General features: G+C 54.4%; 21 protein-coding genes. All 21 read left to right on the top strand.

The genetic code is table 11. The annotated features are described in order from the left end of the window. Window positions 1-80 precede the first annotated feature (80 nt). Complete coding sequence (locus BLR71_RS06335) at window positions 81-1,544, top strand: glyceraldehyde-3-phosphate dehydrogenase (RefSeq protein WP_092524237.1); 1,464 nt, start codon at window positions 81-83, stop codon at window positions 1,542-1,544. A 482-nt stretch (window positions 1,545-2,026) separates the two neighbouring features. Next, entirely contained in the window at window positions 2,027-3,379 is a 1,353-nt protein-coding gene (locus tag BLR71_RS06330; RefSeq protein WP_092524235.1) for a Na(+)-translocating NADH-quinone reductase subunit A, read from the top strand. Beyond that, complete coding sequence (locus BLR71_RS06325; protein WP_092524233.1) at window positions 3,379-4,605, top strand: NADH:ubiquinone reductase (Na(+)-transporting) subunit B; 1,227 nt, start codon at window positions 3,379-3,381, stop codon at window positions 4,603-4,605. Before BLR71_RS06330 ends, BLR71_RS06325 begins: the two co-directional genes overlap by 1 nt. After that, complete coding sequence (locus BLR71_RS06320) at window positions 4,602-5,381, top strand: Na(+)-translocating NADH-quinone reductase subunit C (RefSeq protein WP_092524231.1); 780 nt, start codon at window positions 4,602-4,604, stop codon at window positions 5,379-5,381. Before BLR71_RS06325 ends, BLR71_RS06320 begins: the two co-directional genes overlap by 4 nt. 3 nt (window positions 5,382-5,384) lie before the next feature. Next, entirely contained in the window at window positions 5,385-6,053 is a 669-nt protein-coding gene (locus BLR71_RS06315; protein WP_092524229.1) for an NADH:ubiquinone reductase (Na(+)-transporting) subunit D, read from the top strand. Continuing rightward, complete coding sequence (nqrE, locus tag BLR71_RS06310) at window positions 6,054-6,674, top strand: NADH:ubiquinone reductase (Na(+)-transporting) subunit E (protein WP_092524227.1); 621 nt, start codon at window positions 6,054-6,056, stop codon at window positions 6,672-6,674. A 38-nt stretch (window positions 6,675-6,712) separates the two neighbouring features. Further along, the gene (gene nqrF, locus BLR71_RS06305) at window positions 6,713-7,945 is read left to right on the top strand and encodes an NADH:ubiquinone reductase (Na(+)-transporting) subunit F (protein ID WP_092524225.1); all 1,233 of its coding nucleotides are present in this window, start codon (window positions 6,713-6,715) and stop codon (window positions 7,943-7,945) included. A gap of 361 nt (window positions 7,946-8,306) precedes the next feature. Beyond that, entirely contained in the window at window positions 8,307-8,561 is a 255-nt protein-coding gene (gene nqrM / locus BLR71_RS06300) for a (Na+)-NQR maturation NqrM (protein WP_092524223.1), read from the top strand. 64 nt (window positions 8,562-8,625) lie between these two features. After that, a complete protein-coding gene (gene sthA, locus BLR71_RS06295; protein ID WP_092524221.1) occupies window positions 8,626-10,017 on the top strand; it encodes a Si-specific NAD(P)(+) transhydrogenase in 1,392 nt (463 codons plus the stop codon). Between the two features lie 249 nt (window positions 10,018-10,266). After that, window positions 10,267-10,701, top strand: a complete 435-nt coding sequence (locus tag BLR71_RS06290; protein WP_092524219.1) for a low molecular weight protein-tyrosine-phosphatase — start codon at window positions 10,267-10,269, stop codon at window positions 10,699-10,701. Between the two features lie 273 nt (window positions 10,702-10,974). Next, on the top strand, window positions 10,975-11,754 hold the full coding sequence (locus BLR71_RS06285; protein WP_092524217.1) for a Wzz/FepE/Etk N-terminal domain-containing protein: 780 nt from the start codon (window positions 10,975-10,977) through the stop codon (window positions 11,752-11,754). Between the two features lie 336 nt (window positions 11,755-12,090). After that, window positions 12,091-13,518: a mannose-1-phosphate guanylyltransferase/mannose-6-phosphate isomerase gene (locus BLR71_RS06280; RefSeq protein WP_092524215.1), complete on the top strand. Its 1,428-nt coding sequence runs from the start codon at window positions 12,091-12,093 to the stop codon at window positions 13,516-13,518. Between the two features lie 277 nt (window positions 13,519-13,795). Next, the gene (locus BLR71_RS06275) at window positions 13,796-14,542 is read left to right on the top strand and encodes a hypothetical protein (RefSeq protein WP_092524213.1); all 747 of its coding nucleotides are present in this window, start codon (window positions 13,796-13,798) and stop codon (window positions 14,540-14,542) included. Further along, on the top strand, window positions 14,509-15,582 hold the full coding sequence (locus tag BLR71_RS06270; protein ID WP_092524211.1) for a glycosyltransferase family 4 protein: 1,074 nt from the start codon (window positions 14,509-14,511) through the stop codon (window positions 15,580-15,582). Before BLR71_RS06275 ends, BLR71_RS06270 begins: the two co-directional genes overlap by 34 nt. Beyond that, window positions 15,557-16,582 carry a glycosyltransferase gene (locus BLR71_RS06265; RefSeq protein ID WP_092524209.1) on the top strand — a complete coding sequence of 342 codons (1,026 nt, stop codon included), beginning with the start codon at window positions 15,557-15,559 and terminating at the stop codon, window positions 16,580-16,582. Before BLR71_RS06270 ends, BLR71_RS06265 begins: the two co-directional genes overlap by 26 nt. Further along, window positions 16,579-17,766, top strand: coding sequence for a hypothetical protein (locus tag BLR71_RS06260; protein ID WP_092524207.1), 1,188 nt, complete (start codon window positions 16,579-16,581; stop codon window positions 17,764-17,766). The genes BLR71_RS06265 and BLR71_RS06260 overlap by 4 nt, the downstream gene beginning before the upstream one ends. Continuing rightward, on the top strand, window positions 17,766-18,626 hold the full coding sequence (locus tag BLR71_RS06255) for a sulfotransferase family protein (protein ID WP_175491621.1): 861 nt from the start codon (window positions 17,766-17,768) through the stop codon (window positions 18,624-18,626). The genes BLR71_RS06260 and BLR71_RS06255 overlap by 1 nt, the downstream gene beginning before the upstream one ends. A gap of 146 nt (window positions 18,627-18,772) precedes the next feature. Further along, complete coding sequence (locus BLR71_RS06250; protein WP_139172548.1) at window positions 18,773-19,300, top strand: CatB-related O-acetyltransferase; 528 nt, start codon at window positions 18,773-18,775, stop codon at window positions 19,298-19,300. Between the two features lie 399 nt (window positions 19,301-19,699). Further along, window positions 19,700-20,794, top strand: coding sequence for a hypothetical protein (locus tag BLR71_RS06245; protein WP_092524201.1), 1,095 nt, complete (start codon window positions 19,700-19,702; stop codon window positions 20,792-20,794). Between the two features lie 186 nt (window positions 20,795-20,980). Then, window positions 20,981-22,081: a glycosyltransferase family 4 protein gene (locus BLR71_RS06240; protein WP_092524199.1), complete on the top strand. Its 1,101-nt coding sequence runs from the start codon at window positions 20,981-20,983 to the stop codon at window positions 22,079-22,081. 46 nt (window positions 22,082-22,127) lie between these two features. Next, the gene (locus BLR71_RS06235; RefSeq protein WP_092524197.1) at window positions 22,128-23,132 is read left to right on the top strand and encodes an NAD-dependent epimerase; all 1,005 of its coding nucleotides are present in this window, start codon (window positions 22,128-22,130) and stop codon (window positions 23,130-23,132) included. The last annotated feature ends 343 nt before the right edge of the window (window positions 23,133-23,475 follow it).

The following is a 23,475-nucleotide window of genomic DNA, read 5'->3' as shown; positions in this document are numbered from 1 at the left end:
CAGTAGCGACAAGCCGCTACGGCTACCGGCGACGAGGCGCGGTTCGACCTTGACGCCATGCTCATCAAGAGAGGCCCTACGTGAGTCAGCAGATGCTCGAGACCGTCTTTGAGGAATGGCAGGACAACGAAGCCCTGGCCGAGGAAATGATCCCGCTGCTGGGCAAGCTGTATCGCCAGTACAACATCGTGACCTCGCTGTTTGGCCGTTCGCTGATCAATCAGTCGGTGATTCGCATCCTCAAGGACCATCGCTTCGTCAAGAAGGTCGAGGGCACCGAGCTTTCCGTGCAGGACACCTTCCCGCTGGTCAAGGCGATGACCGAGCTGAACCTGGGGCCCGCCCACGTCGATATCGGCAAGCTGGCGGTGGCTTACAAGCACAGTGACGCCGAGGATGTGACCTCCTTCCTGGAGCGCGAACTTGCCGAAATCGTCGGCGCGCACTGCAAGGTGAAGGGCAACGGCGAACCCAAGGACGTGGTGCTCTACGGCTTCGGGCGTATCGGCCGCATCCTGGCGCGCATTCTGGTCGAAAAGGCTGGCGGCGGTAACCTGCTGCGCCTGCGGGCCATCGTCGTGCGCGGGCGCGGCGACCTGGCCAAGGATCTCGAGAAGCGGGCCAGCCTTCTGCGTCGCGACTCCGTGCACGGGCCTTTCTCCGGCACCATCAGCGTCGATCACGACGGCAGCGCCCTGGTGGTCAATGGCAACTACATCAAGGTGATTTACGCCAACCAGCCCAGCGAGATCGATTACACCGCCTACGGCATCGACAATGCCATCGTGGTGGATAACACCGGCATGTGGCGTGATGAAGAAGGGCTGGGCCAGCACCTGGCCTGCAAGGGAGTGTCCAAGGCGCTGCTGACCGCGCCGGGCAAGGGCGATGTCAAGAACGTGGTCTATGGCATCAACCACACCGACATCGCCCGCGAAGACCGCATCGTGTCTGCGGCTTCCTGTACTACCAACGCCATCGTGCCGGTGCTCAAGGCGCTCAATGACAAGTTTGGCATCGAGCATGGCCATGTCGAGACCGTGCACTCCTACACCAACGACCAGAACCTGATCGACAACTACCACAAGGGTGACCGTCGCGGCCGTAGCGCGCCGTTGAACATGGTGTTGACCGAGACCGGTGCCGCCAAGGCCGTGGCCAAGGCGCTGCCGGAACTGTCCGGCAAGCTGACCGGCAACGCCATCCGCGTGCCTACGCCCAACGTCTCGATGGCGATTCTCAACCTGAACCTGCATCAGCAAACCGACGCCGAAGCGCTAAACGACTACCTGCGGCGCATGGCGATTCACTCGCCGATGCAGAAGCAGATCGACTTCGTGGATTCCACCGAAGTGGTCTCGTCGGATTTCGTGGGCAACCGCCACGCCGGTATCGTCGATGCCAAGGCCACCATCGTCGATGGCAAGAATGCCGTCGTCTATGTGTGGTACGACAACGAGTTCGGCTACAGCTGTCAGGTGGTGCGCATCCTGCAGCACATGTCCAACGTCAGCTTCCTGGCGTTCCCGATGAATCGCGACTAATTCCTTCGCGACCGAGCGCACTTCGCGAGCGCGTCTTTAGCAGCGAAAGCCCCCTGCGCCCGAGCCTTGCGCTCTGGCGCAGGGGGCTTGCCTCTCCTGCTCGGCAGTCTTGCTTGCTTGTTAGCCCCGCCCGATAGTCCTGTCCGACCGTCTTTGTCGAGAGCCTTCCTGCCTCGTTTTCCCCAGGCGATACCGCCTAACCGTCTGACGCAAAAGCCTCCTTTCCTCTCTCGTGGGGCCTCTGCGTCGCTTTCGGCTGTCTGCCTGCTACCTTAGGTCGTGTGGCCTTTCGTTTCGCATGTCATTATAATGACCGAGATTTTAGGGGCGGTCCGTGCGTCGCGGGCCGAACTGACAACCTTCTGATAAGAAAAGAATTCGAACGCCGTGACCGTGACTCTTGGCCCAAATCAGTGGCCCAGGGTGAATGCGTCTTTCGAACCTCTTTCCTGACACATCAGAGCCGATAACTGGGCGAGTCTATGATCGAAGTCAAACGAGGCCTGGATCTCCCCATCGCGGGGGCGCCCGAGCAGCGCATCGAGGATGCGCGCCCGGTTCGTCACGTGGCCATCCTGGGCACCGACTATGTTGGCATGAAGCCGACCATGGAGGTCCGGGAGGGGGATAGCGTCAAACTAGGCCAGCTGCTCTTCACCGATAAGAAGATCGACGGCGTGCGGTTCACCGCGCCGGCGGCGGGTGAAGTGGTAGCGATCAACCGTGGCGAGAAGCGCAAGCTGCTCTCCGTGGTGATCAAGGTTGATGAAAATGAGGAAGAGGCCGTCGAGTTTACCGCCCATGAAGCCGGTAAGCTCGCCAGTCTCGACCGCCAGGTGGTAGTAGACCAGCTCGTTGAGTCGGGTCTCTGGACGGCGCTGCGCACGCGCCCGTTCTCTCGCACGCCGGCCCTCGACGCCGTACCGGAAAGCATTTTCGTCACGGCCGTCGATACCCATCCGCTAAGCCCGGATCCCGCCGTCATCATCAATGAAGCACCCGAGGCGTTCGAGAACGGCCTCAAGGTGCTGTCAACGCTGACCGAAGGCAAGGTCTTTCTGTGCCAGGCACCCGACGCCAAGCTGCCCGGCAGCGACGTCGATCAAGTGCAGGTCGAGACCTTCAGCGGTCCGCATCCGGCCGGTCTAGTGGGCACCCACATTCACTTCCTGTCGCCGGTGGCCCTGAACAAACAGGTCTGGCACATCGGCTATCAGGACGTGATCGCCTTCGGCAAGATATTCACCGAAGGTAAGCTGAACGTTAGCCGCGTGATCGCCGTTGGCGGGCCGCGCGCCGACAAGCCGCGCCTGGTCCGCACCCGCATCGGTGCCAGCACCGAAGAGCTGCTGGCCGGCGAAGTCGAGTCACCCGAGGATACGCGCGTGATCTCTGGCTCCGTGTTCTCAGGCTCCATCGCTGAGGGCGCACTGCGCTACGTGGGTCGTTTCCACAATCAGTTGAGCCTGTTGGAAGAGGGCAACAAGCGCGCCTTCATGGGTTGGCTGTCGCCCGGCGTCAATCGGCACTCGGTCATGGGTATCTATCTGTCGAAGGTTCTCGGCATTAAGAAGTATGCCCCCGACACCTCTACCAATGGCTCCGAGCGTGCCATGGTACCGGTCGGCAACTACGAGACCGTCATGCCGCTGGATATCCTGCCCACCCAACTGCTGCGTTCGTTGATCGTCGGCGATATCGAAACCGCCATGCAGTTGGGGTGTCTGGAACTGGATGAAGAGGACCTGGCGCTGTGCACCTACGTGTGCCCGGGCAAATACGAGTACGGTCCCATCCTGCGTGACAACCTCACTACCATCGAGAAAGAGGCCTGATGATGGGTATCCGACAGACACTCGATAATCTCGAGCCGCACTTTCACAAGGGTGGTAAGTACGAGCAGTTCTATCCGCTCTTCGAAGCCGTCGACACGATCTTCTATGCGCCGCCCAGCGTCACCAAGACCACGGCTCACGTCCGTGACGGTGTCGATCTGAAGCGCATCATGATCACCGTCTGGATGTGTACCTTCCCGGCGATGTTCTTCGGCATGTGGAACGCCGGCTGGCAGGCCAATACGGCCATCGCCGATGGCTATGCCTCCATGGGCGGCTGGCGCGAAGCCATCCTGATGCTGCTGGCCGGTGGCCATGACGTAAGCAGCGTGTGGTCCAACTTCGTGCTGGGCGCCACTTACTTCCTGCCGATCTACCTGGTGACCTTCGTGGTCGGTGGTTTCTGGGAAGTGCTGTTCGCCATCAAGCGCGGCCATGAGGTCAACGAAGGCTTCTTCGTTTCCTCGGTGCTGTTCGCGCTGATCCTGCCGGCGACCATTCCGCTGTGGCAGGTAGCCTTGGGCATCACCTTCGGTATCGTGATCGGCAAGGAAATCTTCGGCGGCACCGGCAAGAACTTCCTCAACCCGGCGCTGACCGGCCGTGCCTTCCTGTACTTCGCCTATCCGGCGCAGATCTCGGGCGATAGCGTCTGGGTCGCGGCCGATGGCTATACCGGTGCCACGGCGCTGTCCACGACTTTCCAGAACGGCATGTCGGCTCTCACCGACCAGTTCAGCTGGATGGATGCCTTCCTGGGCTACATCCCGGGCTCCATCGGTGAAACCTCTACGCTGGCGATCCTGATTGGCGCTATCGTGCTGCTTTGGACGCGCATCGCCTCCTGGCGCATCATGCTGGGTGTGTTCCTGGGCATGGTGGCAACCAGTTCACTGTTCAACGCCGTCGGTTCCGATACCAATGCCATGTTCGCCATGCCTTGGTATTGGCACCTGGTAGTGGGCGGCTTCGCCTTTGGCATGGTGTTCATGGCGACCGACCCGGTCTCTGCCTCCATGACCAACAAGGGCCGCTTTGCCTTCGGTGCGCTGATCGGCGTAATGACCGTGCTGATCCGTGTCGTGAACCCGGCCTTCCCCGAGGGCATCATGTTGGCCATCCTCTTCGCCAACCTGTTTGCTCCGTTGATCGACCATTTCTTTGTCCAGGCCAACATCAAGCGCCGCCAGAAGCGTACTGGTGCCATGGCTGAGGAGAGTGCCTGATGGCGAGTAACAACTCCATCAAGAAGACGCTGATCGTCGCCTTCGCGCTGTGCATCGTCTGCTCGGTGATCGTATCCACCGCCGCCGTCGCACTGCGCCCGCAGCAGGCGTTCAACCAGGAGGCCGACCGCAAGTCGAACATCCTCCAGGTGGCGGGCCTTTATCAGCCGGGCGAATCGATTACCAAGCAGTTCGAGCAAGTGACGCCGCGAGCCGTCGACCTGCGTACCGGTGAGTACACGGATGCAGTCGACCCGGAGACCTACGACCAGTTCTCCGCGTCTCGTGACCCCGCTCAGTCGCGCACGCTGTCCGGCGAGAAAGACATCGCCGGCCTGTCACGCCAGGAAAACTATTCGGTGGTGTATCTGGTCGGCGACCCGCAGGACCCCGAGCAGATCATTCTGCCGGTGCGCGGCCAGGGCCTGTGGGGCCTGATGCGCGGCTATCTTGCGCTGCGTGGCGATGCCAACACCATCGAAGGGATCACCTTCTATTCCCACTCCGAGACACCGGGGCTGGGCGGTGAAGTGGACAATCCCAAGTGGAAAGCCCAGTGGGATGGCAAGCAGATCTACCCCGAGGGTGAAGTGGGTGAAGGGCGTCCGGAGATCGCTCTGGTCAAGGGGGGTGCCAGCGGCCCGACGGAAGTCGATGCCCTGTCCGGTGCGACCCTTACCAGCAAGGGCGTGACCAACCTGGTGCAGTTCTGGCTAAGCGATGCCGGCTTCGGCAACTACCTCGCCAAGATCCGTGACTCAGCGGAAGGAGCCTAAGATATGTCAGCCGCAACCCCTAAAGGCGTGCTGATCACGCCGATCTTCAAGAATAACCCGATCGCCCTGCAGATCCTTGGGATCTGCTCGGCGCTGGCGGTGACCAGCAGCATGAGCGTGTCGCTGGTCATGGCGCTGGCGGTGATCGCGGTCACGGCGTTCTCCAACCTGTTCGTCTCGCTGATCCGCAACCACATCCCGTCATCGATCCGCATCATCGTGCAGATGACCATCATCGCCTCGCTGGTCATCGTTGTCGACCAGGTGCTCAAGGCCTATGCCTATGAGATGTCCAAGCAGCTGTCGGTGTTCGTCGGCCTGATCATCACCAACTGCATCGTGATGGGGCGCGCCGAGGCGTTCGCCATGCAGAACGGCCCGGTGCTGTCGTTCCTCGACGGTGTCGGTAATGGCCTCGGCTATGGCGTGATCCTGATGATAGTCGGCTTCTTCCGTGAACTGCTGGGCTCGGGCAGCCTCTTTGGCGTGACCATCCTGACCCCCGTTCAGGACGGCGGTTGGTACGTACCTAACGGCCTGATGCTGCTGCCGCCTTCGGCGTTCTTCGTCATCGGCCTGCTGATCTGGGTGCTGCGCAGCGTCCAGCCGGAACAGGTCGAAGAAAACGAGTTCAAGATGAAGGAAAACACCCAACCGAAGGAGGCCGTGTAAATGCTCGAACATTACCTCAGCCTGTTTATCTCGGCCGTCTTCGTCGAGAACATGGCCCTGGCCTTCTTCCTGGGCATGTGTACCTTCCTGGCCGTTTCCAAGAAGGTGTCATCGGCGATCGGCCTGGGCATCGCGGTCATCGTGGTGCTGGCGATCACCGTGCCGGTCAATAACCTGATCCTCACCTACTTGCTCGAGGAAGGCGCGCTGACCTGGACCGGGATCAGCGGTGCCGAAAACATCGATCTGTCGTTCCTCGGCCTGCTGAGCTACATCGGCGTTATCGCCGCACTGGTTCAGATTCTCGAGATGTTCCTCGACAAGTTCGTGCCGTCGCTCTACAACGCTCTCGGCGTCTTCCTGCCGCTGATCACCGTGAACTGCGCCATCCTGGGTGGCACGCTGTTCATGGTCGAGCGTAACTACAACTTCGGCGAATCCGTCGTCTACGGCGCCGGTGCCGGCATGGGCTGGGCGCTGGCCATCGCCGCATTGGCCGGGATTCGCGAGAAGCTCAAGTACAGCGACGTGCCGGCGGGGCTTCAGGGCCTGGGCATCACCTTCATCACCGTGGGTCTGATGTCGCTTGGCTTCATGTCCTTCTCCGGTATCCAGCTCTGAGGCTCGCCTCAGGCAACGAACACCAATAGGAACCCGACATGGTTGATACAAATGTCATCTTGCTCGGCGTGGTCATGTTCACCGTGGTCGTTATCGGCCTGGTGGGCATCATCCTGGCCGCGCGTAGCCGCCTCGTCAGCAGCGGCGACGTGACCATCGAGATCAATGGCGATCCCGACTACACCCTAAGCACCCAGGCCGGCGGCAAACTGCTGCAGACCCTGGCGGCCAACGGCATCTTCCTGTCTTCCGCCTGTGGCGGCGGCGGCTCTTGTGCCCAGTGCAAGTGCCGTGTGCCTGAAGGCGGCGGCGCGATTCTGCCGACCGAAGAATCTGCCTTCACCATGCGCGAAAAGAAGGAAGGCTGGCGCCTTTCCTGCCAGGTGCCGGTGAAGCAGGACATGAAGATCGAAGTTCCCGAAGAGGTCTTCGGCGTCAAGCAGTGGGAGTGCGAGGTCACCTCCAACCCCAACGTCGCGACCTTCATCAAGGAACTCAACCTCAAGCTTCCCGAAGGCGAGGAAGTCGACTTCCGTGCTGGTGGTTACGTGCAGCTGGTGGCGCCGCCCTATGACATCAAGTTCTCCGACTTCGATATCGAAGAGGAGTACCGGGGCGACTGGGAGAAGTTCGAGCTGTTCAAGGTCTCCCACAAGAGCGACGAGGAGGTCATCCGCGCCTACTCGATGGCCAACTATCCGGAAGAGTACGGCCTGCTCAAGTTCAACATCCGTATCGCCACGCCGCCCCCCGGCACTAACCATCCGCCGGGCCTGATGTCGACCTACGTCTTCAACTTGAAGCCGGGCGACAAGGTGCAGGTGATGGGGCCCTTCGGTGAGTTCTTCGCCAAGGACACCGATGCCGAAATGGTCTTTATCGGCGGTGGTGCCGGCATGGCGCCGATGCGCAGCCACATCTTCGATCAGCTCAAGCGTCTGAACTCCAAGCGCAAGATCTCGTTCTGGTACGGTGCGCGCTCCTGGCGCGAGACCTTCTACAACGAAGAGTTCGACCAACTGGCCGAAGAAAACGACAACTTCGAGTGGCACCTGGCACTGTCGGATCCGCTGCCCGAAGACAACTGGGAAGGCCCGACCGGCTTCATTCACAACGTGCTCTATGAAAACTACCTCAAGGACCACCCGGCGCCTGAGGACTGCGAGTACTACATGTGTGGGCCGCCCATGATGAACGCCTCGGTGATCAAGATGCTGCTGGATATGGGCGTCGAACCCGAGAACATCGCATTGGACGATTTCGGCGGCTAAGCATTCATCGCCAAACTCGGTGGCTAATGGGTACCGGGGGCAACGCGCAGCGAGGGTCCTTGGCCATGGATGGCCTAGGTAGCGCTCAAGGAGGGGTTAACAGCGCCCCCGCGAAGCGTTGCTGCCGGTGAACGCCACGCCAATGAAATAGGCCATTGCGATACAGGGCTGGCCCAGCGGGCCGGCCCTGCTTCTTTTCACTTATCGCCCTTTGCCCGACTGTTACCTCGCCTGACGACAACAGGAATGATTTGCCGCCAGCCGAGGTCACAGTGTTAGAGCTTCAACGTGTGACATCCATTCACTCCCCCGAGCCTGCTCGCGCGCCAATAAGCGGCGAGAGGCAATCAAGGAGACTCCCATGACGATCTGGTTTCTAGTATTCGGTTTCATGCTGCTGTTGATGGCCGCCATGGCGATCGGCGTAATCCTCGGCCGCAAGCCGATTGCCGGCTCCTGCGGCGGGCTCAATAACCTGGGCCTCAAGGATGGCTGCGATATCTGCGGCGGCAACGACAAGGTCTGCGAGGAAGAGAATAAGAAGGCCACCAGCGCTCGCCGTGCCAGCGACGAAAGCCGTGGCGCCGATCTTGGCTATGACGCCACCCGGCGCTGAGCCACTGGCCGCATTCGGCCAAAAAAGACAGACATAGACGGGACCTACAGCGCTAGGAGAAACGATGGCAGTTCATAATTACGACGTGGTGGTGATCGGTACCGGTCCCTCGGGCGAAAGCGCCGCGATCAACGCCGCGAAGCATGGCAAGCGCGTAGCAATCATTGAAAAGCAGCAGTCCGTGGGTGGCAACTGCACCCACTGGGGCACCATTCCCTCCAAGGCGCTGCGCCATCAGGTCAAGCAGATCATGGCCTTTAACACCAACCGCATGTTTCGCGATATTGGCGAGCCGCGGTGGTTCTCGTTTCCCAAGGTGCTGCAGCGTTCCCAAGTGACCATCGACCAGCAGGTCGAAATGCGTACCACCTTCTATGCGCGTAATCGCATCGATGTGTTCTTCGGCGTGGCTCGCTTCAAGGACGAACATACACTTCTGGTGCGCGATAACCACGAGGGTGTCGAGGAAATCAACGCCCAGAAGATCGTCATCGCGACCGGCTCGCGCCCCTACCGCCCCGCAGATATCGACTTTCGCCACCCGCGTATCTATTGCTCCGACACCGTGCTCGGGCTATCTCACACGCCGCGCACCCTGATCATCTTCGGGGCCGGCGTTATCGGCAGCGAGTACGCCTCGATCTTCTCCGGGCTTGGCGTCAAGGTCGATCTGCTTGATTCCCGCGACCGCCTGCTGTCTTTCCTCGACGACGAGATCAGCGACGCGCTGTCCTATCATCTGCGCCACCACGGGGCGCTGATCCGTCACAACGAAGACTATGAGCGGGTTGAGGGCGACGAGTCCGGCGTGGTCGTGCATCTGAAGTCTGGCAAGAAACTGCGCGCCGATGCTTTCCTGTGGGCCAACGGCCGCACCGGTAACACCGACCAGCTCGGGCTCGAGAACATCGGCCTGGAGGCCAACGGCCGCGGCCAGCTGCAGGTCGACAACCACTACCGTACTGCCATCCCGCACATCTATGCGGTGGGCGACGTGATCGGCTGGCCGAGCCTTGCCAGTGCCGCCTACGACCAGGGCCGCAACGCAAGCGACGACCTGCTCGATGAAGACTTCCGCTTCGTCGATGACGTGCCGACCGGGATCTATACCATTCCTGAAATCAGCTCGGTGGGCAAGACGGAACGCGAGCTGACCGCCGCCAAGGTGCCCTATGAAGTCGCGCAGGCCTTCTTCAAGGACACCGCCAGGGCACAGATCACCGGCGACACCGTCGGCATGCTCAAGATCCTCTTCCACCGCGAGAGCCTCGAGATTCTTGGCATCCACTGCTTCGGCGACCAGGCCTCCGAGATCGTGCACATCGGCCAGGCGATCATGCAGCAGGAAGGCGAGGCCAACACCCTCAAGTACTTCATCAATACCACCTTCAACTATCCGACTATGGCCGAGGCCTATCGGGTGGCGGCACAGAACGGCCTGAATCGCCTGTTCTGACCGAGACTCGATGTCGAGCACTAACTGAGGTCAAGCATCAACCTCGGCCAGGTTGCCGGGGTTGATGCGTTATGCTCGGGGCAAAGCGCAAGTCAGCTATTGCTCTCTATGTGTCATTATTTCGCCGGCCTTCAAGCTGACAAAGCGGCCAAGTGGGTCCGCTACACTTCACTGATGAGGCCCTGTCTATGTTGTATTCGGCGGGGCAGTGCCGGTGCTTCCGCCAAATAGTGCTTAAGGGTTCAGGTCATGATCGAGCAGGTTCTGGTGGTATGCCGCGGCAATATCTGCCGTAGCCCGGTGGCCGCCGCCATGCTCAAGCAGCTATGCCCAGGCAAGCGGGTCGAATCGGCAGGGTTGGGAGCGCTGGTCGGGCAAGGAGTCGACCCAGTAGCAAGGCGCCTGGCAGAGGCCGAAGGGCTAGACGTGACGGGCCATATGGCACGTCAGCTAACTCAAGGCATGCTACAGCAGACGGACCTGGTGCTGGTGATGAGCCATGGCCAGCGCCTAGCAGTAGGCGAGCTGTCGCCGGCGGCACTCGGCAAGACGATGCTGTTCGGGCACTGGCTGGAAAGCAAAGCAGCGGAGATCCCCGATCCCTACCGCAAGAGCGAAGAAGCCTTCCAGCACGTTCACCAGCAGCTGTGGTATGCAGCCAACGCATGGGCCGAAAAGCTCTAGCAAGAATGGCAGTAGAGAGCCAGGTCAGGATGTTGTGCGCCTAACGCATTGATGTTTTTGCCATATGTCGCCGATTAGCAACCCTATCCGCTACCTTTTCTCACCATCGTCACCTAGAGCTTGTTCGCCAATCAGCATACAATGCGCAGTCTGCGGCAGGTCTGCGCAAGCCAATATGAATCATAGGGTTAGGGAACACGCCCAGGTAATCCCCGGGCGGTAGCGTGCCTGCTCGCCGCATGAATAAATAGCTAATCAACGGATAACCGATCAATGACAGAGCAGCGCCTAGCACACGATGATGAAATATCCTTGGTCGATTTAGCGGCTATTCTGGTGCGTCGCTGGAAGGCAATGGCCATTATATTCGCGGTGGTAGTGCTTGCAGCGTTCGCCTACGTACTGACAATGACGCCGACCTATAGCTATGTGTCTGTTTACGAAGTGGCTGAACAAGCCCCAGTAGGGGAGGGGAGTACCGAACGAGCCTTAGAGTCGGCAAACACCGTCATCGCCAAGGCACAGAGTCTCGCCGTAGCTCCCGTGACGCGTGAGCTCCTCCAGCAGTCAGGGCTAGAATCGTTGCCTTTTGCTGTGGACCTGACCACGCCTGAGGATACTCAGCTAGTGAAAATCATCTCACAGGCGTCAGAATCTGACTCGGCCTTGGTAGAAAAGATGCACAGTGCTCTGTTGGATAACATCGCAAGCAACCAGCAGGCCTTGGTTGACCGTCAGCGTGCGAGCCTCGAGAGCCGCCTAGAAAGCCTGGAAGATTCACTCGCCAGCGCTGAGCAATCCACATCATCTGGTGCGGCAGACCTTATAGCCAGTTATACCGAGCAGATTGCGATGACTCAGGACCGTCTTACCCTGCTACAGGATGGCCGAGTCGCTCAAACAGCCGTTAAGAGCTTGGAAAAAGCGGGCACTAGCCGTACGTTGATTATGGCACTGGCTGTCGTGCTAGGGATCATGCTTTCGTTGATGGCCGTATTTCTTATGCAATTTGCCGGGCTCGTTTGCAATAGTCTCAACGAAAAGGAGTCTTAAAGCCATTATTAATTACCCTTAACAAGGGTGGTCAATATACACAATGCCGTAGGGGCGGGCCTCACAGAGATGTGGGGCTTTTTAGTTGAAATATAGCCTCACAGAAACTGAAAATTGATAAAAATATTTCAGCTCTTTGATGTGAGAAGAATGGCTGTTTTTAAAGCATTGAATGTGGTGATGCGCCTACGTAAATATATTATACACATCTTTGGACGTGTGTTGTGTGGGAAAATTTCGCTGTATTTGCGATGAGCTAGACTCTAATTATCCAAGCGAATAGGGTCTTAATTCCACGTCCGAAAAGGTTGGCTAACTAATCAGGAAGTCTCTTATATGAGCAATAAATCCCTACAACCTGTGATTTTGGCCGGTGGCTCGGGCACTCGGCTCTGGCCAGCCTCGCGTCAACTCCACCCCAAGCAGTTCCTGCCTCTGTTGGGGAAAGAGAGCCTGCTGCAACAAACTCTCCGCAGGCTTGAGGGACTTGATCACGAAACTCCACTTGTCATATGCAATGAAGAACACCGATTCTTAGCCGCTGAACAGCTTCGTCAATGCGGGCTCGAAAATGCGCCTATCTTGCTTGAACCCGAAGGTCGCAATACGGCTCCGGCGATTGCACTTGCGGCGCTGCACGCCACTCACGAAGGCAACGATCCACTCCTGCTCGTGCTCGCTGCCGATCATGCGATTGCTAACACGACTGCCTTCCAAACTACCGTTGTAAATGCTGTCGTTCTGGCTCAGGAAGAGTGGCTCGTTACATTTGGTATTGTTCCGACGAAACCTGAAACCGGGTATGGTTACATCCAGCAGGGCGAGCCCCTTGGGTCCAAAGGTTACGCCGTGCGTAGGTTCGTGGAAAAACCAGACGTCGCAACTGCAACCAGCTACCTAGAGCAAGGCGACTACCTTTGGAACAGCGGCATGTTTCTCGTACGCGCCTCTGCTTATTTGCGAGAACTGGAACAGCACGAGCCCTCAGTACTCCAGGCATGCCGAGAAGCATTACCAGAGAGTGGCGCTGGTGCCGACGACATCTACCCCTTCATTCGTTTGAACGGTGAGGCTTTTACTCACAGTCCCGATATTTCAGTCGACTATGCGGTAATGGAGCGCACAGGTAAGGCGGCGGTGGTTCCAATGGATGCGGGCTGGAGCGATGTCGGCTCGTGGTCCGCCCTTTGGGAGATAGGGGAGCAGGACGCTAGCGGTAACGTTATCAGAGGCGATGCACTGGCCGATGATGTGCAGGATTCGCTAATCGATAGCGGCAGGCAGCTAGTTACCTGCATCGGCGTCAAAGACCTCATTGTTGTCGCCACGCCCGATGCTGTACTGGTGGCCAGCCGCCACCACGTGCAGGAGGTGCGCCGTCTCGTCGATGAGCTAAAGAATCGCGGCCGCTCCGAGCCACACCAGCATCGCGAGATCCATCGCCCATGGGGTTGTTTTGACGTTATTGATAACGGTAACCGGTACCAAGTCAAACGAATCACTGTTAAGCCCGGTGCCCGGCTCTCACGGCAGCTCCACCACCACAGGGCTGAGCACTGGATAGTGGTTAGTGGCACCGCCAGAGTTACCAATGGTGACAACACTTATCTCGTGACCGAGAATGAATCTACCTTCATTCCTATTGGCCAAGAGCACTGCCTGGAAAATCCTGGCACTATTCCGTTGGAGGTCATCGAAGTCCAATCCGGTAGTTACTTGGGCGAAGACGATATTGTACGCATCGAAGACCCGCATGACCGTTAGCAAGAAAAGGTCGGTGCAACCCCTCACGTCAACAAAGGTTGGGCAGGGAGTTAAGCATTGAAGTTGCGCGCTCTCGTCAATTAAGTATAGCGAAAGTGGTGGTGCATCGGTATTGTTTGGATTGCTTGTGGCCATGTTCTTTTATAATTGCCAAGAAAATGCTGGTGAACTTTGATTCCAAGGCCATCAGTTTTCTCGGGGTGGTATAACATCCGCACAGGCTCCTAGCTCAGCTCCCCACTCGTTAAAAAGAAGAGTCTAAAGGTATGTTGGAACGATGAATAAAAAACACAGCCGACCAGTTGTATACGTCTTCATCGGACCGGAAAAAACTGGAACGACGACAATCTTCGATCTTCTTCCTTTCGACCAGGTTCCGCTGCAGAAAGAGATGTTCAATTTATCCCGACGATGCGATTCTAACGCCGAACTCGCCAGAATTGACGCCCAGCTATCCGTACAGAACGTGGCCTATATAGTGGAGCCCACGTATTTCGTCAGTGATTGCGCCCGGCAGATCCTTTCGGAGATATCTGATCGCTACGAGGTGCACGTAATACACACGCGGCGCGACCCAATTGATCGAATGATTTCTCATTATCTGCACCATAAGGCGAAGGGGCGGGTTTCGGATCCAGAGGGCGCGGTGGCTAGCTATCCCGAGATCGTTGGAGCCAGCCATTATGACGAACACACTAAGTTATGGCGGGAAGTGGTAGAACATTTTCACGTGATCGACGTAACTGGAGGAGCGGACCTTTCTACTGAGCTCACTCGGCTAGGAATAACTCCCTCGAGCTCCGGTGCCGTGCAGTCAAATCTGAGGATGGCTCCTAGAAACTTTAAGTTGGCACGGCTGGCCTCGAAATTTTGGCAGGTAATGATCGACTTAAGACTAAATAAAATTGTGCCATCCCGTCTAAAAAATTCGGCGAAGGCCCGCGTCTATTATGGCGGGCAGCCTGTTGAAGTTAGCGATAAGGAACGCGAATGCCTGATACGCATGCTATCAACTATCGACTAATCTGCGTCTCCAATAGTCGAGGGTTGCAGCAATATACCGCCCGTCTCGCCAATGCAATGGCCGCAACCCGACGAGTAAAACTTTCTGTAGTAGGGCAAGAGCCACTTCTATCACTTCTATCTCCCGAAATCGAGGCGGTGGAGGTCCCCGGAGAACGATATTCTCTGCGTACCTTGTTTGCAGTCACGAGGGCATTGTTTACGTCTCGAGATACGATTCTGCATTACCAAGGAATCAATCTAGTAACGCTTTTCTTGCTTTATATTGCCGGGATGTTCGGTCGACGCACGTTGCTGACGCCGCATAACGTCGAAACCCATTTTCGTAATCGCGCCTACAATGCAATCAAGTGGCCGTTGTGGCGTGGGTTTGACATGATCGTACTGCATACTGAGGCCGAGCTACGCTTGGTGCCGAGCAACCTGCGCTCTCGCGTCGCTATCATCCCTCATGGCGAATATGCTCCTCCTTCAGGCGAGGAGCCTGTTTCGAGTGAAATTCTCGAGGCAGTGACAGGGCTGGGAGATTACGTCATTGCTCCGGGGTTCGTACGCGACGATAAGAATATCGACTTCCTAGTAGAGAATATCAGTGTACTAAAGAATATAGGTATTAAGCTCGTCGTTGCCGGGCGCAATCAGAGCAGCTTTCCAAGCGAACGGATCGCTGCAGCAGCGACACATTTCGACGGCTTTCTGCCCGATGCTGACCTCGCACACCTAATTCGTCATGCTGCAGCCGTGGTGCTTCCCTACGAAAAAGTTAGCGAGAGTGGCATATTGCACCAGGCGCTCTCGGTTGGAACGCCAGTAATCGTAAGCGATATTCCTGGTTTTCGTGAACGAATTCGCGAAGGCGAGAATGGATTATTCCTGCATGGTTTTAATCACAGTGCACTTGAAAAGACGCTAGGGAAACTAGCATCGATTGAGTTTGATCGTGCTGAAATCAAACGTCGGCACCTAGCCGAATTTTCATGGGATTCAATTGCGACGCAACTGTTGGAGGAAGTCAATGAACGTAGTCTTCCTCACCAATAAGCTCGTCAATGGCGGTGGCGAGCGAGTACTGGTTCGGCTGATCGAAGGAGTGAGCGCTGCGGGTGGGACAGCCACGATCCTTTTTCTTGGCAAGCGCGCGGCGATCTCGATGGATATTCAGCGTGAGATGGAATCCGCAGGGGCACACGTGGTGCTACCGACAGATCCGTTGGCTGCGTGGAATGTGCTTAGGTCAGCGACATCGTTGCATCTCTACAACATCAATGTATATGTAAAAGCGCTGATGCTATGGCCTCTGATGGTGAGACGGCGAGTTATCTGCCATGTCCATGGGGCCGCCGAAAGCGCTAACCCACTCGCACGAAGGGTGTTCTGCGCAGGGTGGAATCCCTGCGATTACTTAGTATTCGTGTCTGAGGCGGGCAAAGCTTCCTATGGCATTGCGCGTGGCATTGTGGTTCCAAACCCTGTGGTTTTCCCTCCGGTGAGGAGTGGCGGTGAGATAAGCGCTGGGCGTAGGCTACGACTTCTCTCTGTCAACCGGTTGGTAAAGGTGAAACGTGTAGCCGCTCAGATCGAAATTATTGCTGCCCTGCGCGATAGGCACGGATTGAATGTGACGCTGGATATTGTCGGGGAAGGAGCGGAGCACGAGTTGCTGGCAGCCAAAGTTGAGGCGCTGTGTTTGGGCGAGGCTGTGCACTTTCTCGGTGGCCGCGATCACAAGGATGTTCTTGAACTATATCAAAGCTATGACGTTTTTTTAGCCACCTCGGCGGCGGAAGGCCTCGGACTCAGTCTTATAGAAGCGTTGGCGGCGGGGCTGCCCGCTTTTGCTGCTTCGATCCCACCGTACCGCGAGGTCTCGGCGATAGGTGGCGGGGTGCAGTTTATTGACCCGGATGCTCCAGCCGCCGCCGCGGACGAGATCGCCGAAGCTCTTATTGCTGGCACTTTGGCTCCCGCCGATTCGTCAGCCCTGCGGCAAAGCTTCGATCCGGACGCTTTCTTGGCACGGATGACGGAGCTCTATCGATGATGCTGTCTTTTGCAGGGCGGGTTGCTGGTCCGGCGGCCACCCTCGTGCTTCTCGCCTTTTTAGCAGGTTTTCCTCCTGCGTACACGGCGCAATACGCCGTTCTCGCCGCCTATATGCAGCTTGCGACAGCACCGCTGAACCCCTATACGGAACATTTCCACCTGCGCGAGCTTATGAGCGGGAGAAAGAGTGGATTCGGGGTCGGCCTCGCTGGGTTTGCACTTCTCTGGGTCGCCTCGGCGTTACTAGTGTTGATGTTGAGTCAACCCGCGGCGATCTTAGCCGTAGTGCCGCTGCTTGGACTAGGGCACCTTATGCTCAAGATTCTTGCCGCGCGTATCCGAGCGAATCGATGCAATGGATTAGCTATCGCACTCGAGTTTTCGCTGCGTCCGGTCACACTATTGATCCTAACTGTGTTCCTGTTCTTATTATTAGGGCCAAGTACGACCGTACTCAATTGGGCCTTCAGCCTTACGGGGGGGGCGACCATAGCAGTAGCTGTCGTGGTATTCGTTTTCGTCAGCGCTGCTCAGACCAATTCTGAGGCGCTGGACAGCCGCTCGGAAGTTACGGCGCAGTCCTCTCCCTGGAGTTTTTTACTCTTAGGTATGTTGATGGTGCTGGCGACCCAATTCGAAGTTTTTGCACTCGACCGGCTGGCCAGTGACGAAGTGCTTGCCACCTATAAGGTTTCTCTCCAACTCGCATCGGTCTGCGGGATAGCTACGAACTTTATCCTTATGAACAACCTGCGTGAGCTCTATGCCACCAATATACTGAGTTTTGCTTATAAAAGGATTTTTCGTAAAGTTCAGCTACAAACGTTAAGTGTCAGCGCTGTTTTTATGCTCGGTTTTTCCAGTATAGGATTTATATATCCGGTGGTTTGGGCGCGTGAGACATGGTTACTAGCTGCTGGAGCGGCTTTCATTTTCGCAGTATCTGCAGCTTTTGGTCCGGTTGGCAACTGGCTTTATGCAGCAGGGCGACTCCGTATTATTATGTTGTCGTTATTTATTATGCTTGTCACGAAAGTGCTTCTTTTTATTGCGCTCTCATTAGCGGGTGCTGTTTCTCCCGTATCTATGATCATAGTTTTTGGAATTGGCACCGTGACGCATAACTCAATTATGCTCCGGGCCAAGAATAAATATTCTCGTACATGTGCTGAGGGATTATGATGAATGAGCGTGCGGTCATGCCAAATCTTTTTGTGCCTGGGTTCGCGAAATCTGGTACGTCACATCTGTGCTCCGTGCTTAGCCGCAGCGATGATATCTTCTTGCCACATGAGAAAGAACCTCATTATTTTTCGGATGACTTGGTGCCTGATAGTTATAGGACTAATGAGTCCACTTATTTGAGCTTCTATCACAAAGCGATGTCACGGTACCGGCTCGATGGCTCAGTTAGTTATATGTATTCACATCGTGCTTTCGAGAATATCGTCTCGGCATGTGATGCACCTTGTTTCCTTATTTTGGTTCGGCATCCTTTTGATCGAATGGTTTCACATTATAAGTTTAATGTCCGAAATGGAGTTGAAAAGCGAAGCTTCCCAGATGCTGTGCGAAACTTGGATGGGTTCAAACAGCAGTGGCTATACGACTATTACGAGATGAGTGACTATGACCCTCAAGTCAAAAGGCTACTTAACTCAGTAGAGTCATCTACACAAGTCCGTATGATTGACTACAGAGACTATCGCGAAGACCCAGAGGGAGTTGTTGGAAGGATCGCCGAATACCTAGAAGTCGATGTTCCGCTTGATGAGATGCTACATAAGGTCGTCAACGTGAGCAAAAAACCGAAGTTCCCATTGATTAATGATATCATCAGAGTCGATAAAGGATGGAAGCAGGTTGCTAAATCTGCGATTCCATTCAAGCTGCGTAGGTCAATAAAGAAATATGTTCATAATAAAAATATCTCCGAGGTGGATATACCCTATATGCAGGACAGATATACAGATGAATTGAAGTCGGAGTTTGATGAAATGTATGTCAAGTTTATGTCTGAGTATAGGGGGCTTTACATTTGATTAGGGTGATTTCAAAGTTAGTGCTTGGCCTAGCTTATTCACTGCGCAAACACGGGAAAGTATTGTTTACACTCAGCCTTTACCCGGGGTCAAGCTTTGAGCGTGGGCCGGACGTATCCATTCGGCATTTGCAGTTGCGAGGAAAGTTGAGCATCGGAGCCGGAACGTCCATACTAAAGGGAGCCAAGTTCACGGGACTTGTTGATGTGGGGTGTTATAGTAAAGTTGGAAAGAACTTCTCGTGTCATGGCAAAGTTAGCATTGGTAATTACTGCGCTATAGCTCAGGACTGCTTCGTTATTGCTAACAGCCACCGTATGGATCTGCCGGCACTGCAAATTGACTTTCAGCGTAAGATATTTCCGGGCCTTGACTTGGATCGTCAGGGGAAAGTTGTTGTTGGCCATAATGTGTGGATCGGTAAGTCGGTTGTTATTTTGCCAAATGTGACGGTCGGTAATGGTGCTGTTATCGGTGCTGGATCCGTTGTGACTAAAAGTGTTGAACCCTATTCGGTTGTCGCGGGTAATCCGGCTCGTGTTATTAAATTGCGCTTCTCTCCTGTGGATATAGAAAAAATTGAGTCTTCTCAGTGGTATATTTTTTCACCGAAAGAGCTGTCTTTAAATCGTAAATTCTTTTCGGCAGAGGACCTTGGTAGTTTTGATGTGTAGTTTTCTGGCTAAGGTTCCTCTGTTTTTGGTGTTATGTTGTTAAAGCTCCACTAAAATTACCTGCTGAGGTGAGAGCTTTGATGTTTTAGTGTCGTATTTTTTTTGGCTTTAAGTTGGCTGCTTTGTCAAACATTGATCTTATAATATTTTTTTCCAAAATTTTGGTGGTTGTAATTGAGCTTTTTGTAATCTGGCTGGCATAGCTGTCCTCTTATGCACTATTGCCGGCCTTTCGTTATCTTTTTAGAATCCTGTTTTATTTTGGTTTGATGGGGTCTTTGTTTGAGTGAAGTGAACAAGTAGCCCTGTCATGGCCGTGGTGATGTATGTGGATTAAGCCAGTAATAACGTTGCTTGCTTTGTTTTTTTCTTGTTATAATCGATTTTTTAAGAGGCTGCATGGAAAACCTCAGTTTTCTTTTTATTGCTATTGGCGCAATACTCCAATTATTTCGTCGAAGTTGCAGTGCTGGTTTGCGCGTCGGAATCCTGGAGTTACTTGCAATCCTCACCGTGGTGGCTGTGGCGTTGGCGAGTTGGCTTGACATCTTCGTCGGGCCATTGGGTGACGCTCGCCGATATCATTCGACCATTAACGCTTGCGCTGGATCGATGCCACCTTGTGGAACTAAGCTACACGAGATGCTGTGGAGCATTTTCTCCTCAGTACTCGGGCCAGTGTGGGCTCTGGTTTATGGGTATACTGTTGCCACTGCACTATCTCTGATCGCGCGTACTCGGGTCCTATCAGTGCACAAACCAATACTAGCGATCTTGTTTATTTACTCAGCCTATCAGATTGGTAACGGTATGGCAGAGGGTACCTTTGTACTGCTGCTCCTGATAGGAGTTGTGGCGTTGCACTCTAAGCATTTTATCTCTGGTGCACTGGGGTTGTTTTCAGCTTTTTTCGCTCATCTTGGCAATGCTCCTTTTGTGCTTTACCTTTTGCGATTCCCCCGCAGTTGGCCATTACTAGCGTTAATCCTAGGCCTTTTGCTGGTGCTAATTGCCTTTTTGGGAGTGGTTGAGTTAAATGATATTTACTCAATTGTCAATAAGGCAGGAGCGTTGGCCTCGCGAGAAGCGACATTCGCAGCGGTAGAAACTAAGGCTAATGTCTCTGTCCAAGGTGCCGACACCTCTTATGCCGATATTTTGTTCAACATGGGGTTCCCCTATGCCCCTAAGTCGTTGATTTATTCAGTGTTGTTGTTCCTCGCGCCAATCCTTGCTGGTGGAGATGCTATTACCTTTGTTCTTGGCGCGATTAGTACGGTGATGACGATTTCGACAATTTGGTTGGCTCGCAAGCATAAAACCTTACTGCTTATTTTTGCGTTGTCAGTGATTGTCTTTGGCCTGGCGAGTTTTACACCTGGCATAGGGCTGCGCCATAAGGTGCCTCTTTTCTTGTTCATGCTGATGGTGCAGCATCCTGATAGCTTAAGAGACTTACTTCTTAAGAATGGTGGCTATATGCGTAGATTTTAAGTTGTTAAATGTATTTTAAGTGCCTCTTAAGGTTTGTTGCGATGCCTTTCTTCAGGCAATATATTTATATTCATATTTTATGTGTGTTTTGACGGCTTGTTCTTCTTTTTAGCTATAAAGTTTTTTTATAAATTGCGAGCTGCTGATTCACATTTTCTGGTGTTAAATGCTTTCTAGGTCAAGAGTATGAAATGTGTTTTTTTAGCCAATAGTGCTTGGTATTTGAAAAATTTTCGCCTAGGTACATTGCGGAGTTTTTCGCATCGCTCGGATGTGGTGTGTGTCTTTCCAGTTGGTAATGATGACAGGTTGTTGGATGATGAGTTCTCGGTTTCAAGAATAACTATGCAGGCAGCAGGGAAGAATCCTATAAGGGAGCTCCAGGCATTATATTCGTTGTGGCGCGCTTTTAGGCTTCATAATCCGGACGTTGTTTATTCTTTTAATCCAAAAACCAATCTTTATGCGCTTTTTGTTTGTTGGATGTTACGCATTCCCTGTGTTCCCAATGTCTCAGGAGTGGGGGTGGCTTCACAGCTCAGAGGCCCATTAGGAGTGATATACGATTTGTTAGCTGGGTTCTCTTATCGCCGTGCAACCCATGTTTATTTTCAAAATCGCGACGACTACAACACTTTCATTAAACGAGGTTGGGTGTTGCCGGAAAAAGCGGAACTAATACCTGGATCAGGTGTCGACCTTTCTCGCTTCCAATCAACACCGCGACAATGTGGACCACTGCGCTTTTTGATGGCAGCTCGTCTTATAAAGCAAAAAGGCGTAATAGAGTATCTGGAAGCGGCACAAGCTTTGCTTGATGAAGGTTTTCAAGTTGAGTTTTGGTTGGCGGGCGTTAGTGATAACTCTAGTCGAGCAGTTGATTCTCAATTAATCGAGGCCTTTGCAAAGCAACCGGGTATTGAATTTTGCGGTCATGTGGAAGATATGCCGGCTATACTGTCTCAAGTTGATTGTGTCGTTTTGCCATCTTATTATCCGGAGGGCATTCCGCGTAGCCTCATTGAAGCTGCGGCTGCCGGCAAGGTGATCATTACTACGGATACCCCGGGGTGTCGTGATATCGTTGACCGAGAAAGAAATGGATTCTTAATCCCACCCGAGTCCGTTAAGGGGCTTTCTGACGCAATGAAACATATTATCAGTCTGTCTCCGGAGAGTCTTTCTGAAATGAAGGCGGCTTCAAGGGCGTTTGCTGAGTCTCGCTTTGATGAAAATATTGTGATTAAAAGCTACGTAGAATCCGCTGAGCGCATAGCCAGTGAATAGTTAAAAATACCTTCTCCACTGTGGGTTTAAAAAACGGTCCTCCTTTATGAAGCTCCTTATAACCGGAATTGCCGGCTTTATAGGCCACGCTGTGGCTCAACGTCTCGCTTGTCAAGGTCATGACATTGTAGGTATCGATAATCTTAATGATTACTACGATGTTAAGCTTAAATATGCGCGGCTGGCCAGCCTAGCAGATTGTAAAGATGTGCGTTTTGTTGAGCTTGATTTGTCTGACCGGGAGCGCATGGCGCAATTGTTTGGAGATGAAAAATTTGATCGTGTGATTCACCTCGCAGCTCAGGCGGGGGTACGCTACTCGCTGGACAATCCCCATGCTTACGCAGACTCCAACTTGGTTGGGCACCTTAACGTGCTGGAAGGATGCCGTCACCATGAAGTTCAGCATTTAGTTTATGCATCTTCTAGCTCAGTGTATGGCATGAATCAAAGGGTGCCATTTTCTACCGACGATAATGTGGACCACCCTATTAGCCTTTATGCGGCTACTAAGAAAGCCAACGAGCTGATGGCACACACCTATTCACATCTTTATAGTTTGCCCACTACTGGTTTGCGTTTTTTTACCGTGTACGGCCCTTGGGGGCGGCCCGACATGGCGATGTTTAAGTTTACCAAGGCAATCTTTGAGGGGCGGCCTATTGACGTTTATAACCATGGTGATATGTCACGGGACTTTACTTACATCGACGACATCGTCGAGGGCGTGGTGCGTATTTTGAACGTTATCCCTGAGCGTGCTGATGGCGGAACGTCTCATGATGTGACGCCCTCTGGCAGCGCACCCTATGCTCTCTATAATATTGGACACGGTAGCCCGGTAAGTTTGATGGATTTTGTGCATGCCGTAGAGGCTGCTACTGGAAGGAAAGCTGAATATAACTTTATGCCGATGCAGCCGGGAGATGTGCCGCGTACCTTTGCTGATACTGAGGCACTATACGAAGCCACCGGCTACCAACCACAAATTGATGTAGAAGAAGGGGCCCGCCGGTTCGTTGATTGGTACCGCGAGTACTATCGAATCTGATTTTATGCTCCTATCTTCACGGATTCGTATCCTTGGCCTAACGCCACGTATTGACAGCAACACTGAGTATAAAAACAGTCTTTGGATGCGATAAAGAGAGCCAAAGGAAGGCAATCGCCATTTTTGCCTACGGCTGACTCTAGACGTAGCATGGCAAGTCGGTGGTTCTCGATGGTCATAACTTTTCTCGCCGAAGGCCGTCAATGATGCGGGTCTGATGTACTATGCCGTGGGACGGGGCCGTCAGTTAACGAACGGCGATACTAGGGCGCCATAGGCCATCCTTTTACAGCATCGCCCTAGGAGTTCTATACCCCCGTGGCGATGCAGGCTTGCAGAGTAA

It is taken from the genome of Onishia taeanensis (assembly GCF_900100755.1).
Lineage (GTDB): Bacteria > Pseudomonadota > Gammaproteobacteria > Pseudomonadales > Halomonadaceae > Onishia > Onishia taeanensis.
Note: the sequence above shows the minus strand (reverse complement) of the source record. Positions and strands in the feature narration are given on the sequence as shown.